This window comes from Halorubrum sp. Atlit-8R, assembly GCF_003666025.1.
Lineage (GTDB): Archaea > Halobacteriota > Halobacteria > Halobacteriales > Haloferacaceae > Halorubrum > Halorubrum salinarum.
In genome coordinates, this window is record NZ_QPLV01000006.1 from 127,087 (window position 1) to 142,426 (window position 15,340).

A 15,340-nucleotide genomic window follows, 5' to 3' on the forward strand; every position below is an offset into this window, starting at 1 on the left:
CGAGTCGGGCAAAAGTCCACCGTCGGTGTGGGCGTCGCGTCGAACGGAAAAGCACACGTATCGCCGGGCCGACCCGTCGATATGGGATTTGGGGACACCGCAAAGAAGATCCAGACCCTCGCGGACCGCGCGGAACGCACCTACAAGAAGATCAGCGAGCTCCGCGACGAGGTCGACGAGACGCAGGAGACGGTGAAAGACACCGCGGAGCGCGTCAAGACGCTCGAAAACGAGATGGCCGAACAGCGGGCCGTCCTCGACGCCGTCGCCGAGGAGGTCGGCGTCGACCTGGCGCGCGTGAGCACCGAGGCGCACATCACCGACGCCGAGGAGTCGGCGGCCGACGCGGCCGACGCACACGAAGGCGACGGCGCTGACGCGGACGAGGGCGACGACGCCGACGCGGACGATAACGCGGCCTAACCAACGGTCGGCTCAGTCGTCGCTCGCGGCCGTCTCCGCCCGCGAAACGACCTCCGCCGGCACGCCCGCGACGGTCGCGCCCGGCGGCACGTCCTCGGCGACGAGCGAGTTCGCGGCGACGCGCGCCCCCTCGCCGACGGTGACGCCGGGCAGCACTATCGCCCCGGCGCCGACCATCGCCTCGTCCTCGACGACCACGTCGCCGAGGCGGTACTCCTCGTGGAGGAACTCGTGGCACAGCAGCGTGGCGTCGTACCCGATGACGGCGTCGTCGCCGACGCGGATCCGCTCGGGCCAGAACACGTCGGGCGTCGATTCCAGCCCCCAGGCGACGCCGGCGCCGACCGTGACGCCGATCCGCCGCAGCAGCCAGTTCTTCAGCCGGAGGCTCGGACAGATCCGCGCGACGACGATCACGACGTAGTTGCGGACGACCGCGAGCGGCGACTTCGCGTCCGGCCACGACCACAGGGAGTTGCGCGGTCCCGGCGTCGGGAATCGGTCGAGGCGGTCGCTCCGGCTCGCGTCGGCGCCGTCGGGCCTCGCGTCCGGGTCGCCGGGTGCCGGCTCGGTGTCGTCGCGCGTCGCGGCCGCGTCGTCGTCGGTCACGTCGTCCCGTTCGGACGGGGAGAATAAAAGGGTCGCTCCGGGGCGTCGGTCGGGACGCGCCCGGTCAGTTCCGGAGGTCGTCCATGTGGTCGATCCGGCGCTGAACGAGGTCGGCCGTGCCGATGTCGTGGCGGATGCGGACGCGGTCGCCCGCGGCCGCCAGGGCGTCCTCCGCCTGCGCCTCCGCGGCCGCGATGGAGTCGCCGCGGCCGACGACGGCGAACGCCCGCGACGTGGTCGTGTACAGGCGGCCGTCGCGCTCGTCGACGCTGGCGTAGTAGAGGAGCGCGTCGCCCGCGCTCTCTTCGTCGACCGCGATCTCAGCGCCCGCGTCGGGGTCGGTCGGGTAGCCGTCCGGCACCGCGTACTTGCAGACGGTCGCCTCGCCGGAGAAGGAGAGCTCCGGGAGCGGCTCGCCGTCGCGCGCGGCGGCGAGCACGTCGACGAACGGCGTGTCGAGGACGGGCAGCGTGTTCATCGCCTCCGGGTCGCCGAAGCGCGCGTTGAACTCGACGACCTTCGGGCCCGCGTCGGTGAGCATGAACTGGCCGTAGAGGACGCCCTTGTACTCGGGGAGCGCGTCGACGACCGCCTCCAGCACCTCGACGGCGGCCTCGTAGTCGCCCTCGCGCATGAACGGCAGCGACGGTCCCGTGTCGGAGTACGAGCCCATTCCGCCGGTGTTGGGACCCTCGTCGCCCTCGTAGGCGCGCTTGTGGTCCTGGACCGCCGGCGTCGTCCGCAGGTCGCCGTCGGCGACGAACGCCTGGATCGTGAACTCCTCGCCGACGAGCCGCTCCTCCAGCACCACGCGGTCGTAGTCGGAGTCGCGGAGGTACGCCTTCGCCTCCTCGCTCGTCACCTGGTCGCCGATCACCTTCACGCCCTTCCCGCCGGTGAGCCCGGCGGGCTTGACCGCGAGGTCGCCGTCGTACTCGTCGATGTACTCGCAGGCCGCCTCCGTGTTGTCGAACACCGCGTAGTCCGGACAGCCCGGGATCGCGTGCTCCTCCATGAACTCCCGCTGGTACGCCTTGTCGGTCTCCAGCCGGGCCTCCGCGGCCCGCGGGCCGAAGGCGTACACGCCGGCGTCGTCGAGCGCGTCCGCGACCCCCGCCTCCAGCGCAGACTCCGGGCCGATGACCGCGACGTCCGCGCCGACCTCGGTCGCGTAGTCGGCGACCGCCTCGGCGTCGGTCTCGTCGATCGCCTCGAACCCGTCCGCCAACCGTCGGATCCCCGGGTTCCGAACGCCGGCGCAGGCGTACAGCGCGCAGTCGTCGGCCACGGCGCGGGCGATCGCGTGTTCGCGCCCGCCGCCCCCCACCACGAGTACGGTCTCCGTCATGCCCGACGGGTGTCCGCACGGTAGTGTAAACCTTACTCTCTATCGGGCTCGATATATGCGCGGACGTGGATAGGAATGCGCTCGGAGCGGGAGTCGCGCCGGTGCGGACGCCTTTTGCCCCGCCGGGCCGAATCGGGCCCATGTCACAGCCGACCGAGCGGAACCGCCTCGACGGCGAGGCGAGCCCGTACCTCCAACAGCACGCCGACAACCCCGTCAACTGGCAGCCGTGGGGCGACGAGGCGTTCGAGCGCGCTCAGGAGCACGACGTTCCGGTGTTCGTCTCCATCGGCTACTCCTCGTGTCACTGGTGTCACGTCATGGCCGAGGAGAGCTTCGAGGACGAGTCGGTCGCGGGCGTGGTCAACGAGTCGTTCGTCCCGGTCAAGGTCGACCGGGAGGAGCGCCCCGACGTCGACAGCACGTTCATGACCGTCTGCCAGCTCGTCACGGGCGGCGGCGGGTGGCCGCTGTCGGCGTGGTGTACCCCGGAGGGGAAGCCGTTCTACGTCGGGACGTACTTCCCGCCCGAGCCGCGGCGGAACCAGCCCGGCTTCCGCGATCTGTGCGAACGCATCGCCGACTCCTGGAGCGACCCGGAGCAGCGCGAGGAGATGCGGCGGCGCGCCGACCAGTGGGCCGAGAGCGCGCGCGACGAGCTCGAGTCGGTGCCGACGCCGGACGCGGCCGATCCGAGCGGGGCGGACGCCGCTCGGCCCGCGGGCGAGGACTTGCTCGACACGGCCGCGGCGGCCGCGCTGCGCGGCTACGACGAGGAGCACGGCGGCTTCGGGAGCGGCGGCGCGAAGTTCCCGATGCCCGGCCGGATCGACCTCCTCATGCGCGCCTACGCCGGGCGCGGCCGCGACGCGCTCCTGTCGGCCGCGACCGGCACCCTCGACGGGATGGCCCGCGGGGGCATGTACGACCAGATCGGCGGCGGGTTCCACCGCTACGCGGTCGACCGCGAGTGGACGGTCCCTCACTTCGAGAAGATGCTGTACGACAACGCCGAGCTGCCGATGGTCTACCTCGACGGCTACCGGCTCGCGGGCGACCCGGCGTACGCCCGCGTCGCGAGCGAGTCGCTCGCGTTCCTCAACCGCGAGCTCCGGCACGAGGGCGGCGGCTTCTTCAGCACCCTCGACGCGCGCAGCCGACCCCCCGCGGGCCGCGGGGGCGACGAGGGGGCGGGAGACGTCGAGGGCGCGTTCTACGTGTGGACGCCCGAGGAGGTCGACGCCGTCCTCGACGAACCGATCGCGTCGCTCGCCAAGGAGCGGTACGGGATCCGGGCCGGCGGCAACTTCGAGCGCGGCACGACCGTCCCGACGATCGCCGCGTCCGTCGAGGCGCTGGCCGCCGACCGCGACCTGTCGCCCGAGGAGGTCCGAGAGGTCCTGATCGAAGCGCGCACCGAGCTGTTCGACGCCCGCGAGGAGCGCCCGCGCCCCGCCCGCGACGAGAAGGTGCTGGCCTCGTGGAACGGGCGAGCGATCTCCGCGTTCGCGCGGGCCGGGAACGCCCTCGGCGAGGAGTACGCCGAGATCGCCCGCGAGGCGCTCGACTTCTGTCGGGAACGCCTCTACGACGCCGACCGCGAGACCGGCGCGCTCGCCCGGCGCTGGCTCGCCGGCGACGTGCGCGGGCCGGGGTACCTCGACGACTACGCGTTCCTCGCGCGCGGCGCCCTCGACACCTACGCGGCGACCGGCGACCCGGAGCCGCTCGGGTTCGCCCTCGACCTCGCCGACGCGCTCGTCGACGAGTTCCACGACGCCGACGACGGGACGATCTACTTCACCCGCGACCTCGACGGCGAAGCGCGAAACGGCTCCGGCGACGCCGGCGACGAGGCCGCCGACGCCGGCCCCCTCATCGCGCGGCCGCAGGAGTTCACCGACCGGTCGACGCCGTCGAGCCTCGGCGTCGCCGCCGAGACGCTCGCCCTCCTCGACGGCTTCCGGACGGACGGCGAGTTCCGCGAGATCGCCGAGCGCGTCGTGCGGACCCACGCCGACCGGATCCGCGGGAGCCCGCTGGAACACGCCTCACTCGTGCGGGCGGCCGACCTGGTCGAGACCGGCGGGATCGAGGTGACCGTCGCCGCCGACGCGATCCCCGACGACTGGCGCGAGACGCTCGGCGAGCGGTACCTCCCGGGCGCGCTGGTCGCGCCGCGACCCGCGACCGACGCGGGCCTCGACGAGTGGCTCGACCGCCTCGGCATGGCCGAGGCCCCGCCGATCTGGGCGGACCGCGACGCGGTCGACGGCGAGCCGACCGCGTACGTCTGCGAGGGCTTCACCTGCTCGCCGCCGCGGACGGAACTCGACGCGGCGCTCTCGTGGCTGGAAACGCGGGAGTCGTCCGAGTAGGCGGCCGTTCCGACCCCTCGGTCCCCGCCCCGCCGGGACCGGCCGGGTCGGCGCGTCGCGCTTAACTACCCCCGTCACCACGACCCGACCATGTACGACTTCGTCGTCGTCGGCGCGGGCCCGCCGGGGTCGCGGTTCGCCCGACGCGCGGCCGAGGCCGGCCGCGACGTCGTCGCCTTCGAGAAGGGGTCGGTCGGCGAGCCGCTCGCCTGCTCGGGGCACGTCTCCGACGACGTGTGGGAGTACGCCCCCGACGGCGCCCGCGACGACCTCCTCCAGAACCGGGTGTACGGGGCGCGCTTCCACGTCGGCGGTCCGGGGTCGCGGTCCTACCCGTTCTACAAGCGAGAGCCGGTCTCCAACGTGATCGACCGCGTCGGGCTCGACCGAACCCTCGCCGAGGCCGCGCGCGAGGCGGGCGCCGACGTCCGGGAGGACCACACGGTCGTCGGCGTCGAAGAGCGGGCCGACCGGGTCGCCGTGGACGTTCGGACGCCCGCGGGCGACGTGGAGCGGGTCGAGGCCCGGATAGTCGCCGGCTGCGACGGGCCCACCTCGCGGGTGCGGCGCGCGCTCGACCTCCCGGAGCCGGACGAACTCCTCCACGGCGTCCTCGGGTTCGACCCCGCGGCGGACGCGGGCGACTACGTCGACGTCCACCTCACCGCGCCGACGTTCTTCGCGTGGCGGATCCCCCGCGGCGACGCTGGCGTCGAGTACGGGCTGGCGGCGCCGCCGAGCGAGGACGTGTCGGGGATGTTCGAGCGGCTCACGGACGCCTACGGCGCGACGACCGACCGCCGCTGCTCGGGCGCGATCCCGGTCGGACCGCCGTCGCGGACGACGAGCGACCGCGGCTTCCTGATCGGCGACGCCGCCGCGCAGACGAAGCCGTTCACCGGCGGCGGCATCCTCTACGGGATGCGCGCGGCCGACGTGGCCGCGGCGGCGATCGACCCGGCGGACCCGGCGACGCTCGCAGACTACGAGTCCGGGTGGCGCGCGGAGCTGGCCACGGAGATCCGGCTCGGGAAGGCGATCAGGCGGTGTTACTCGCTCCCGGAACCGATCCAGCGGGTCGGGCTGCGGGCGCTGTCCGGCGAGATCGGCGTCCACATGGACGAGCCGTCCTCGTTCTTCTCGGCGTCGAACCTGCGGTCGCTGTTCTCGCGGGCGACTCCCCCGGAACGGATACATCCCGACGACCGGGGGGCGAAGTGACCCCGGTCGGTCGCTACTCGTCGACGACGTTCGCGAACGAGACGTTCTCGCGGACGCTCGTGATCTCGACGGTCGGCTGCTCGCCGGGCTCCGCGTCGGGGACGATGACGACGTAGCCGCGTTCGATCTTCGCGATCCCGTCGCCCTTGTCGCCGAGCGTCTCGATCGTCACGTCCCGTACCTCCCCCTCCGAGACGGGCGGGTCCGGCTGGACCGCCCCGGCAGCCCCTCGGGAGGTGGGCCGCTGGCCGTCGTCGGACGGCGTCCCGTCGGACACGCCGTTCGGCTCCGGGACGGACGCGGCGTCGGCGTCGTCCGTCGACTCCGCCGCCGAGTCGGCGCGGTCCAGGACGGCGATCCGATACGTCTCGCCCACGCTGACGCTTCCGTGTTCGATCTCCGAGGCCGGGACGGTGACGACGTAGTCGTCGCCGCGAGACTCCACCCGTCCGGTGTACAGACACGCGAGAGAATCAGTAATTTCGACCATGGGTCCCATTGCGCGCACGGGGATGAAAAGCCACCTGTTCGGGCGGACGACGGGCGAAGGTAAACGTTTACCCTGTTCCGAATTAACCCACGCGGTATGAGCCGAAACTACGAGTCGCTCCACGACCCGAACGCGGAGTACACGATGCGAGAGCTCTCCGCCGAGACGATGGGGACCACCGGGACGCGCGGGGGCGGCCGCGACGTCGAGATCACTGACGTTCAGACGACGATGGTCGACGGGAACTTTCCGTGGACGCTCGTCCGCGTGTACACCGACGCGGGCGTCGTCGGCACCGGCGAGGCGTACTGGGGCGCGGGCGTCCCGGAGCTCATCGAGCGCATGAAGCCGTTCGTCGTCGGCGAGAACCCGCTCGACATCGACCGCCTCTACGAGCACCTCATCCAGAAGATGTCCGGCGAGGGCTCCGTCGAGGGCGTCACCGTCACGGCCATCTCGGGCATCGAGGTCGCGCTCCACGACCTCGCCGGCAAGATCCTCGACGTGCCCGCCTACCAGCTGCTCGGCGGGAAGTACCGCGACCAGATGCGCGTCTACTGCGACTGCCACACCGAGGAGGAGGCGGACCCCGAGGCGTGCGCGGACGAGGCCGAGCGCGTCGTCGACGAGCTGGGCTACGACGCGCTGAAGTTCGACCTCGACGTGCCGAGCGGCTTCGAGAAGGACCGCGCGAACCGCCACCTCCGCCCCGGCGAGATCCGCCACAAGGCGGAGATCGTCGAGAAGGTCACCGAGCGCGTGAAGGACAAGGCCGACGTCTCCTTCGACTGCCACTGGACGTTCTCGGGCGGCTCCGCGAAGCGCCTCGCGGACGCCATCGAGGACTACGACGTGTGGTGGCTCGAAGACCCCGTCCCGCCGGAGAACCTCGAAGTCCAGGAGGAGGTCACCAAGAGCACGACCACGCCGATCACGGTCGGCGAGAACCGCTACCGCGTCACCGAGCTGCGCCGCCTCATCGAGAACCAGGCGGTCGACATCGTCGCGCCCGACCTGCCGAAGGTCGGCGGCATGCGCGAGACCCGCAAGATCGCGGACGTGGCGAACCAGTACTACGTCCCGGTCGCGATGCACAACGTCGCCTCGCCGATCGCGACGATGGCGGCAGCCCACGTCGGCACCTCCATCCCGAACTCGCTCGCGATCGAGTACCACTCCTACGAGCTGGGCTGGTGGGAAGACCTCGTCGAGGAGGACGTGATCGAGGACGGCTACATCGAGGTGCCGGAGCAGCCGGGCCTCGGTCTCACGCTCGATCTGGACACCGTCGAGGAGCACATGGTCGAGGGCGAGACGTTGTTCGACGAAGCGTAGCTTCGTCGGGCGAGCGAATCTCCGATTCGCGCTGTTCGACCCGGCGTAAGCCGGATCGAGCCAGCAGCGCGAAGCGCTGCGTTGTCCGACGAAGCGTACAGTCGAGGACGCGCGCGAGAATCGCTGATTTCTCTCGGGTCGACTCGCACCGACGCGACCTGCCGCCTCAGGCGTCTGCGGCGACCGCATCGATCCGGACCTGCTCCAGCCCGCGCCGGTCGAGTTCGGCCTCGACCTCCCGAATCCGGGGCGCTATCTCGTCCGGCGCGTGGCTGTCGGTCCCGACGGTCACCTCGACGCCGGCGTCGACGAGGCGGTCGAGGAACGCGGGCGCCGGGTGGAACTCGCCGTAGTCGTCGAGCAGCCGGCCGGCGTTGATCTCGGGGACGGTCCGCGAGTCCCGGAAAGCGTTCGCGACGGCGGCGTAGTGGTCCTCGGTCGCGAACCCGCGGAGGTGCGGGTTGCGCTCGATCAGGTCCGGGTGCGCCGCGATCGCGAACAGCTCCGAGTCGATCAGCGCGACCAGCTTCTCGAAGTAGCGGTCGACTAGCTCGCGCCGCTCCGACTCCGGCTTGTCCGCGAAGTGGGACCGCGTGTGGACGTTCGCGCCGTCGAGTTCGTGGACGCTCCCGACCGCGTAGTCGAAGCCCGCGTCGTCGAGGAACTCGGCGATAGCCCCCTCGTGGGCGGGGTCGTAGTCCATCTCGGCAGCGTCGAACACGTCGACGTCGACCTCGTCGCGGACCGCCTCGATCGCCTCCCGGCGCCGCTCGTAGGTCAGGTCGAGGTTGAACCCGAACGCGCGCTTGTACCGCCGCGCGGTCGGGTCCGGCGAGACGTTACAGTGGTCGGCGAGGCCGATCCCGTCGAGCCCGGCGTCCGCGGCCGCCTCGACCATCCAGCGCAGGAACGCCCCGTCCGAGTAGTTCGTGTGGGCGTGGTAGTCGTACACGCCTCGCCTTGGTCGCGGGCCGACTCGAAGGTTCGGGTCGCGCGCGACGCGGTACCGCGCCCCGTCCGGCCGCTCGCCCGACGCTTCCACCAGCAACATGATCCGCTAAACGAGTTGAAAGTTCATTTAGAAAATTTTTTCTCGCTGATGATTGGTTTATCGTACCATGGGTACTACTGGCAAGATACGCTGTCGCGTCGTCGACGGGGACGACCGGCCGCTCGCGGGACGGATCGTGGTCGGCGAACGGCGGGGCGGTGACGGGGACCGGATCGGCTACTGGACCACCGACGACGACGGGGGGTTCGTCCTCGAACCGGACGGGGGCGTCGACGTCGACGAGGTCTCGTTCACCGTCAGGAACCCCGCCGGCGGGGGGAGCGAGGAGCCGGTCCGGCGGCGAAATTGGCCCGACGGAGACGAGGACGCCCTCCGCCTCACGGTGAACGCGCACCGCATCGCGATCCACGGGGGGACCGAACACCGCGGGATGAACGAGGCCGCGTGTACCGACGCGGGCCCGATCAGGAGCCACCGGTTCCACACGCAGTTCCCCGAGCTGGACCCGTACGAGCGCGACGACGACCTGCTCCGGACGCTCGGCGGGACCGGCGGCGAGGCCGACGCGCCGATGATGGAGTCGCCGGACGATCCGGTCGGCGACGCCGAGACGCCAGCGGGCTACGGCATCTTCGGGCAGTTCGTCGACCACGACATCACGTTCGACCCGACCTCCGACATCGACCGTCGGAACGACCCGGCCGCGCTCCGGAACTTCCGGACGCCGGCGCTCGACCTCGACTCGATGTACCGGACGAACGCGGAGGCGGCGCCGTTCCTCTACGACCACGAGACCGACGAGCGCAAGCTGCTCACCGGCGAGGCGGGCGCGCCGGACGCCGCGGACGGCGGCGGGCTCTCGGGGCTTCCCGGGACCGACCTCCAGCGCAACGAGCAGGGGGTCGCGCTGATCGGCGACCCGCGCAACGACGAGAACGTCGTCGTCTCGCAGCTCCAGCTCGCGTTCGTGAACTTCCACAACCGCGTCGTCGACCACCTCCGGGGCCCGGGCGCCGACCTCGTGGAGGACGGCGAGTCGGTCCTCGAAGCCGCCCAGCGGCTCGTCAGGTGGCACTACCAGTGGGTCGTGCGCCACGACTTTCTCCCGCGGATCTGCGACCGGTACGTCCTCGACGACATCGAGGACCGCGGCCGGCAGTTCTTCCTCCCGCCGGGACGCACGCCGGCCATCCCGGTCGAGTTCGGCGGCGCCGCCTACCGCTTCGGGCACAGCATGATCCCCAACGCGTTCGACGTCAACGGCGAGGTCGGCGAGGTGCCGCTGTTCCCCACCGGCCCGGGTGGCGGTCGCAACCTCCGCGGCGGCCGCCCCGTCCCGAGCGACCTCGTCGTCGACTGGTCGCGGCTGTTGGACACCGGCGACGGCGACTACCAGCCGGCGCGGAAGACGGAGCCGCTCCTCGCGCCGACGCTGTTCGACCTGCCCATCTCCGGCGACTCCTCGCTCGCCGTCCGGAACCTGCGGCGCGGGAAGGCGCTCGGCATCCCGTCGGGCCAGGACGTGGCCGCGCGGATGGGGTACGACCCGATCCGCAACGAGGCGTTCGGCGAGAACTCGCCGATGATGAAGACCCTGCGGGCGCACGGCCGCGGCGCGGACCCCGACTCGCCGCTGTGGTACTACGTGCTCGCCGAGGCGGAACACCAGCAGGACGGCGAGCGCCTCGGTGCGGTCGGCAGCCGCATCGTCGCCGAGACGCTGATCGGGCTGATCGAGGCCGACGAGACCGCCTACCCGAACGCCGCGCCGGACGACTGGGAGCCGAGCCTTCCGCAGCCGACGCCGACCGAGGGCTACACGCTCGCCGACGTGACGGCGTTCGCGGCCGAGGCGGCCCCGGACGGGCTCGTGATCGACGCCGTCGACGCCGGCCCGGGCAGCGGGGTCGGCGGCGGCGCCGGGGACGCCCTCGACGAGTCCGTGACGCTCCGGAACCTCGGCGACGAACCGGTCGACCTGACCGGCTACGTCATCGACCTCGGGGGCCAGCGGGACGGCCTCCCGAGCGCGACGCTCGGCCCCGACGAGACGCTGACGGTCCACGTCGGCGCGGGCGCGGACACCGACTCCGACCACTACCTCGGCCGCGGCGCGCCCGCGCTCGACGACGAGGGCGAGGTCGTCGCCGTGTACGACGCGGACGGCGAGCGGACGACGAGGCGGCGCTACGTCGGCTGACCGCCGCGGCTTCGCCGCCGAACTCCGGGGCAACCGCGAGGTACCTGCGGCCGGCGCCCGGCCGTTTCACCGCCCCCCGCCGACGATCGCGTTCGCGGAGATGACGAGGAACGCGAGCCCGGACATGCCGGCGATGACGGCGAACGACGCGGCCCAGCCGAGCAGGTCTGCGACGAGCCCGACGCCGACGGAGCCGGCCGAGCCGATGACGGTGTAGACGGTCCGGATCAGGCCGAACCCGGCGCCGCGCTCCGCGTCGCCGAGCGCGTCCATGAACCGCGGGTCGATGGCCGAGAAGAAGCTCGACCCGAGGCCGGCGAGGAAGACGGCGACGCCGAGCCCCGCGACCGCGGGGAGCGCCGGGAGCCCGACCGCGGTCGGGAGCCGCAGGAGGTCGGGGAGCGCGACCAGCGCGCCGAGGCCGAGCGTCCCGCCGAGGAGGGCCGCGGCGATGCTCGCGTCGCGGCCCAGCCGGTCGGAGAGCCGCCCGAGCCCGACCTGCGCGCCGGCGCGGACGACGAAGAACGCCGAGAAGACGCCGGCGGCGAAGGCGGGAGAGTACCCCCGGAGCTCGACGAGGAACGTCGGGAGGAACGAGATGACGCCCTGCGCGACGTACGTGCCGAGCGTCGCCACCGCGAGCGGGACGAGGACCTCGCGGCGCCCGACCAGTTCGAGCAGCGGCGCGAGCCGGAGCCGCTCGGCCATCGGCTGGTCCGGGCGCCGCGGCTCGGTCGGGCGCACGCGGCGCGCGAACAGGACGAAGATGGGGACGCCGACGAGCGCGGCCAGCGCGACGCCGGGCCGCCAGCCGTAGCGGAACCCCACCCACGTCGCGGCCACCGGCGCGACCAGCCCCGCGAGCGGCCCGCCGAGCGAGTGGATCCCGACCGCGGTCCCGAGGTCGTCGAACGTCCGCGAGAGCAGCGTGGTCGCCACCGCGTAGTGGAGCCCCGCCGCGAGTCCGAGTAGGACCGCGGCCAGCACGAACGCGGGAAAGACCGGCACGACGGCGAGCAGGAGGCTCGTCGCGGTCGTCCCGCCGACGGCGACGAGGATCACGCGGCGCTCGCCGTACCGGTCTGCGAGGATGCCGCTCGGGAACTGCGAGAGCCCGTAGGCGAACCACATGCCGGAGAGCGCGACCCCCACCGCGGTGTTCGACACCCCGAAGTCGTCGATGATCAGGGGCACGACCGGGCTGATCGCCAGCCTGGCGAAGTACGTCACGAAGAACGCGAGCATACACAGCGTCAGCACCGAGTGGCGGTACCGCCAGTTCATCCGACAGTCACGCTCGGGTGGTCGGCCCGGGCCGCGTCAACGCTTTCGGTTCCAGCGAACGCGACGGCGGGCCCACGGCCTCGACCGCCGTCCCGCGTCGACGGCGGCGACCGCCGACGGTCGGGCGGGGTCGCCCCACTCAACCGCGGTCGGGCGGAATCGCCTCACTCAACCGCAGTCGGGCGGAGTCGCCTCACTCGACGGCGGCCGGGTCGACTCGGCTGCCGACCCACAGCAGCGTGGCGCAGAGCCCGGCCACCGAGACCGGGAGGAACCACCGCAGCGCGGCGAGCAGCCCGGCGGAGGCCTGGACCCCGATCACGAGCAGGAGCGTCGGGCCGCAGCAGGCGAACCCGGAGAGCAGCCCGGGGACTCCCGCGACCGCCCCCGCGCCGGCGCCGATCCGACAGGCCGCGGGCCCCCGCCAGGCGACGACCGAGACCGCGAGCGTGACTCCCACGAGCGCGGCCAGCGCCGCGCCGAGGCCCGCGTTGACCGGCGAGAAGAGGTACTCGACCGGGCCGGCGGACAGCAGCGCCACGGGCTCGTACTGGAACGGCGCGACCCGCCGCGTCGCGAGCGCCAGCGGGTCGCCCGCGACAACGAGGTCGACCGCCGGGATCGGTCGCCCGGCGTCGCCCGCGACCGCTCCCTCGCGCAACCCGAGGTGGCCGAGTCCGACGAGGTACGCGAGGAGGTACCCGCCCGCCGCGGCCAGCGCCGTCGCCCGGCCGTCGCGTCGACCGAGCGCCGCGCGGACCGCGAACCCGGTCCGGCGCAGCAGTCCGGCGACCCGCGCGCCCTGCGACTCGGCCGACGCGGAAGCCTCAGCGGCCATCTCCCGCCCCCGTGTGCTCGCCGACGAACGCGGTGTCGGGGTAGAACCCGGCCCACGCGAACCACATGGCGTCGAACGCGAGGACCTCCTCTAACGGGAGGTCGGCCGCGGCGAACCCGCCGCCCTCGCCGCCGACGCGGTACCCGTCGCCGTCCGGCTCGACCGCGAGCCCCTCGGGGTTGCGGTAGACGTGGCCGGTCGCGAGGCCCGGGTCGGCGACGGCGACGACGCGCGCGTCGCTCCTGCCGACCCTCCCCGTCAGCGTGCGCTCCGCGAGCAGCGTCGCCTTGTCGAACGCGACGGCGCCCGCCGCCGTCCGCGCCCCGATGACGACCGACTTCGGGTGCCCCTCCTCCGGCGACGCGAGCGGCGGGAACGCGGTCCGCTCCTGGGCGTAGTAGCCGCCGAGCGGGGCGTACGTCCCGTAGGGGTCGCTCTCGTACCGGCGGACGTACCCGGTCTCGTCGGTCATGACGAGCGAGTCCGGGTGGCGGTCGGCCCACGCCTCGGCCGCCGTCCACGTGACCCGGAACTCGTCGAGCGTCTCCCCGGCCAGCGGGCCGTCGATCCCCGTGGCGAGCATCTGCGGCCACCAGCTGTCGGTCCCCCGGTCGTACATGATCAGGTTCGAGTTGACGAGGCGCCCGGAGACGCCGAAGGTCGTGTCGCCCCGGCGGAACCCCTGCGCCGTCCCGGTCAGCGGACAGTACGTGACCGCGACCGGTTCGCCGCCGACCACGTCGTTGACGATCTCGTGATGCGCGAGCAGGTGGCGGGGGTACGCTTTCGCCGCACCGCCGCGGACGACGCCGAACACCGGCGTGCCCCGCGCGAAGTTCACCTCACCGATCGGGCGGAAAGACGGGTCGTCGACGGAGGGGATCCCGTCCTTGCCCACGCCGCCGTCGAGGGACCGCGACACTAGCGCGTCCGCCTCGTAGGCGACGTGGTACTCCGCCTCGACGGTCGGCGGCGGGCCGCCGCCGTCGCTCGCCGCGTCGCCGTCAGAGCCCTCGCCGCCGGGGCCGCCTCCACTGCCGCCGCCGACGCAGCCGGCGAGACCGAGGGCGCCGGCCGACGCGAATCCGGCGAGCATCGACCGACGAGTCCGGTTCATACCGACCGCTCGGGGGGCGAACGAGTAAAATCCGAAGCGTGGGTGTGTTTCGCACGCACAGCCGCGCGAGCCGACACGAACCTCACTCGTGTTCGCCCGGCGAGCCCTCCCGCAGCCGCTCCGCGATGGCCGCGCCGGCGGTCCGCGGGTCCGCCTCGCGGATCCGAACCGCGTCGCCGACGGCGACGCGGCCGGGGTCGACCACCTCACAGCAGAGCCCGCCGCGGTTCCGGAGCGCCGCCGCGATCCCTTCCTCGCCGGCGACCTCCTCCAAGTGCGCGCACGGGGGCCGACGCCGCGTCGGCCGCAGGAGCGCGTCGCCGACGGCGACGGTCGCGTCGAGGAACGAGTCCATCCCGGGATCGACCCCGTCGACGACGACGTTCCGGCGGTGGCGGCCGTCACAGAGGTCGACGCCGGTCGCCTCTCGGACCGCGGCGAGCGCCGACGCGGCGACGAGGGTGACCGCGCAGGCGTCGAGCTGGAAGTGGCCGTCGCCGCCGCGGTAGCGGTCGCCCTCGACGCCGTCCGGGCGGATCTCGACGGCGTCGCGGCGGACGGGGGGCGCGCCGCCCTCCGGCGCGGTGACGAGCGACGCGACGCTGCCGGGGCCGTCCGCGGCGGCCTCGTCTGCCGGCATCACGGCCCTCCGAGGAGGTCCGCGTCGGCGGGCTTCAGCCACTCGCGGTGCGCGTAGTAGACGGCCGCGATCGGCGGCGCTGGCAGGGCGACGAGCGCGTAGATCCACTTGAAGACGCCGAGGTCGACGACGCGACGCTCCGCGAGCGAGAGCGAGTCGAGCAGCAGCGTCGCGGTCGCCAGCGGCGCGAGGAGGTAGCCGTGCGCGAAGTCGACGGTCGCACCGAGCGGCGTCTCGGGCGTCAGGAACGCCCAGTCGAGCGCGTACAGCAGCGTCCACGCCGCGACGGTCGCCGCGAGCGCGGCCAGCCAGGGCCCGTCGAACCGGCGGTCCGAGGCGCCGAACGGGCTCGACGAGTCGCCGTCGACCGGATCGCGGTCGACCGGACCGCCCTCGGACGACTCGTTCGGTTCGGTGCGGGGGTTCACGGGCGATCTGCGGGCCG

At 73.0% G+C, this 15,340-nt stretch carries 14 protein-coding genes; 5 read left to right on the forward strand and 9 right to left on the reverse strand.

The annotated features are described in order from the left end of the window. The first annotated feature begins 81 nt into the window (after positions 1-81). Positions 82-423: a DUF5798 family protein gene (locus DVK05_RS14710; protein WP_121564538.1), complete on the forward strand. Its 342-nt coding sequence runs from the start codon at positions 82-84 to the stop codon at positions 421-423. A gap of 12 nt (positions 424-435) precedes the next feature. On the opposite strand, the gene DVK05_RS14715 is transcribed toward DVK05_RS14710, so the two are convergent. Together DVK05_RS14715 and purD are read right to left on the reverse strand one after the other, a co-directional pair. After that, on the reverse strand, positions 436-1,032 hold the full coding sequence (locus tag DVK05_RS14715; protein ID WP_121564540.1) for a DapH/DapD/GlmU-related protein: 597 nt from the start codon (positions 1,030-1,032) through the stop codon (positions 436-438). Positions 1,033-1,096: 64 nt separating this feature from the next. Continuing rightward, on the reverse strand, positions 1,097-2,380 hold the full coding sequence (gene purD / locus DVK05_RS14720; RefSeq protein ID WP_121564542.1) for a phosphoribosylamine--glycine ligase: 1,284 nt from the start codon (positions 2,378-2,380) through the stop codon (positions 1,097-1,099). 140 nt (positions 2,381-2,520) lie between these two features. On the opposite strand from purD, the gene DVK05_RS14725 reads away from it, so the two are divergent. Together DVK05_RS14725 and DVK05_RS14730 are read left to right on the forward strand one after the other, a co-directional pair. After that, positions 2,521-4,758: a thioredoxin domain-containing protein gene (locus DVK05_RS14725; RefSeq protein ID WP_121564543.1), complete on the forward strand. Its 2,238-nt coding sequence runs from the start codon at positions 2,521-2,523 to the stop codon at positions 4,756-4,758. Positions 4,759-4,848: 90 nt separating this feature from the next. Next, positions 4,849-5,979, forward strand: a complete 1,131-nt coding sequence (locus DVK05_RS14730; RefSeq protein ID WP_121564546.1) for a geranylgeranyl reductase family protein — start codon at positions 4,849-4,851, stop codon at positions 5,977-5,979. 13 nt (positions 5,980-5,992) lie between these two features. Here the strand turns inward: DVK05_RS14730 and DVK05_RS14735 are convergent, their stop codons facing one another. After that, positions 5,993-6,469 carry a TRAM domain-containing protein gene (locus DVK05_RS14735; protein ID WP_121564548.1) on the reverse strand — a complete coding sequence of 159 codons (477 nt, stop codon included), beginning with the start codon at positions 6,467-6,469 and terminating at the stop codon, positions 5,993-5,995. 96 nt (positions 6,470-6,565) lie between these two features. Here DVK05_RS14735 and DVK05_RS14740 point away from each other — a divergent pair, with 96 nt between their 5' ends. After that, on the forward strand, positions 6,566-7,804 hold the full coding sequence (locus DVK05_RS14740) for a mandelate racemase/muconate lactonizing enzyme family protein (RefSeq protein WP_121564550.1): 1,239 nt from the start codon (positions 6,566-6,568) through the stop codon (positions 7,802-7,804). Positions 7,805-7,970: 166 nt separating this feature from the next. Here DVK05_RS14740 and DVK05_RS14745 read toward each other — a convergent pair whose 3' ends face one another. Then, a complete protein-coding gene (locus DVK05_RS14745) occupies positions 7,971-8,756 on the reverse strand; it encodes a PHP domain-containing protein (RefSeq protein WP_121564728.1) in 786 nt (261 codons plus the stop codon). Positions 8,757-8,922: 166 nt separating this feature from the next. Between DVK05_RS14745 and DVK05_RS14750 the strand changes: the two genes are divergently transcribed. Beyond that, the gene (locus DVK05_RS14750) at positions 8,923-11,016 is read left to right on the forward strand and encodes a peroxidase family protein (protein ID WP_121564552.1); all 2,094 of its coding nucleotides are present in this window, start codon (positions 8,923-8,925) and stop codon (positions 11,014-11,016) included. A 66-nt stretch (positions 11,017-11,082) separates the two neighbouring features. On the opposite strand, the gene DVK05_RS14755 is transcribed toward DVK05_RS14750, so the two are convergent. The 5 genes from DVK05_RS14755 to DVK05_RS14775 all read right to left on the reverse strand — a co-directional run bounded on the left by DVK05_RS14755 (position 11,083) and on the right by DVK05_RS14775 (position 15,323). Continuing rightward, positions 11,083-12,300, reverse strand: coding sequence for an MFS transporter (locus DVK05_RS14755; RefSeq protein ID WP_121564554.1), 1,218 nt, complete (start codon positions 12,298-12,300; stop codon positions 11,083-11,085). Positions 12,301-12,493: 193 nt separating this feature from the next. Beyond that, positions 12,494-13,138: a hypothetical protein gene (locus DVK05_RS14760; protein ID WP_121564556.1), complete on the reverse strand. Its 645-nt coding sequence runs from the start codon at positions 13,136-13,138 to the stop codon at positions 12,494-12,496. Then, on the reverse strand, positions 13,128-14,255 hold the full coding sequence (locus DVK05_RS14765; protein WP_121564558.1) for a DUF3179 domain-containing protein: 1,128 nt from the start codon (positions 14,253-14,255) through the stop codon (positions 13,128-13,130). Before DVK05_RS14765 ends, DVK05_RS14760 begins: the two co-directional genes overlap by 11 nt. A gap of 82 nt (positions 14,256-14,337) precedes the next feature. Then, positions 14,338-14,895 (reverse strand): MOSC domain-containing protein, encoded by a 558-nt coding sequence (locus DVK05_RS14770; protein ID WP_121564560.1) that lies wholly within the window; start codon positions 14,893-14,895, stop codon positions 14,338-14,340. Further along, a complete protein-coding gene (locus DVK05_RS14775; RefSeq protein WP_233559434.1) occupies positions 14,895-15,323 on the reverse strand; it encodes a hypothetical protein in 429 nt (142 codons plus the stop codon). The genes DVK05_RS14770 and DVK05_RS14775 overlap by 1 nt, the downstream gene beginning before the upstream one ends. Positions 15,324-15,340 lie beyond the last annotated feature (17 nt).

Excerpts from the sequence above, each read along its gene's own strand:
- DVK05_RS14770 (WP_121564560.1), bottom strand. The coding sequence starts at position 14,895 with ATGCCGGCAGACGAGGCCGCCGCGGACGGCCCCGGCAGCGTCGCGTCG.
- DVK05_RS14735 (WP_121564548.1), bottom strand. The coding sequence starts at position 6,469 with ATGGTCGAAATTACTGATTCTCTCGCGTGTCTGTACACCGGACGGGTG.
- DVK05_RS14750 (WP_121564552.1), top strand. The coding sequence starts at position 8,923 with ATGGGTACTACTGGCAAGATACGCTGTCGCGTCGTCGACGGGGACGAC.
- DVK05_RS14730 (WP_121564546.1), top strand. The coding sequence starts at position 4,849 with ATGTACGACTTCGTCGTCGTCGGCGCGGGCCCGCCGGGGTCGCGGTTC.
- purD (WP_121564542.1), bottom strand. The coding sequence starts at position 2,380 with ATGACGGAGACCGTACTCGTGGTGGGGGGCGGCGGGCGCGAACACGCG.
- DVK05_RS14755 (WP_121564554.1), bottom strand. The coding sequence starts at position 12,300 with ATGAACTGGCGGTACCGCCACTCGGTGCTGACGCTGTGTATGCTCGCG.
- DVK05_RS14740 (WP_121564550.1), top strand. The coding sequence starts at position 6,566 with ATGAGCCGAAACTACGAGTCGCTCCACGACCCGAACGCGGAGTACACG.
- DVK05_RS14765 (WP_121564558.1), bottom strand. The coding sequence starts at position 14,255 with ATGAACCGGACTCGTCGGTCGATGCTCGCCGGATTCGCGTCGGCCGGC.
- DVK05_RS14725 (WP_121564543.1), top strand. The coding sequence starts at position 2,521 with ATGTCACAGCCGACCGAGCGGAACCGCCTCGACGGCGAGGCGAGCCCG.
- DVK05_RS14760 (WP_121564556.1), bottom strand. The coding sequence starts at position 13,138 with ATGGCCGCTGAGGCTTCCGCGTCGGCCGAGTCGCAGGGCGCGCGGGTC.
- DVK05_RS14710 (WP_121564538.1), top strand. The coding sequence starts at position 82 with ATGGGATTTGGGGACACCGCAAAGAAGATCCAGACCCTCGCGGACCGC.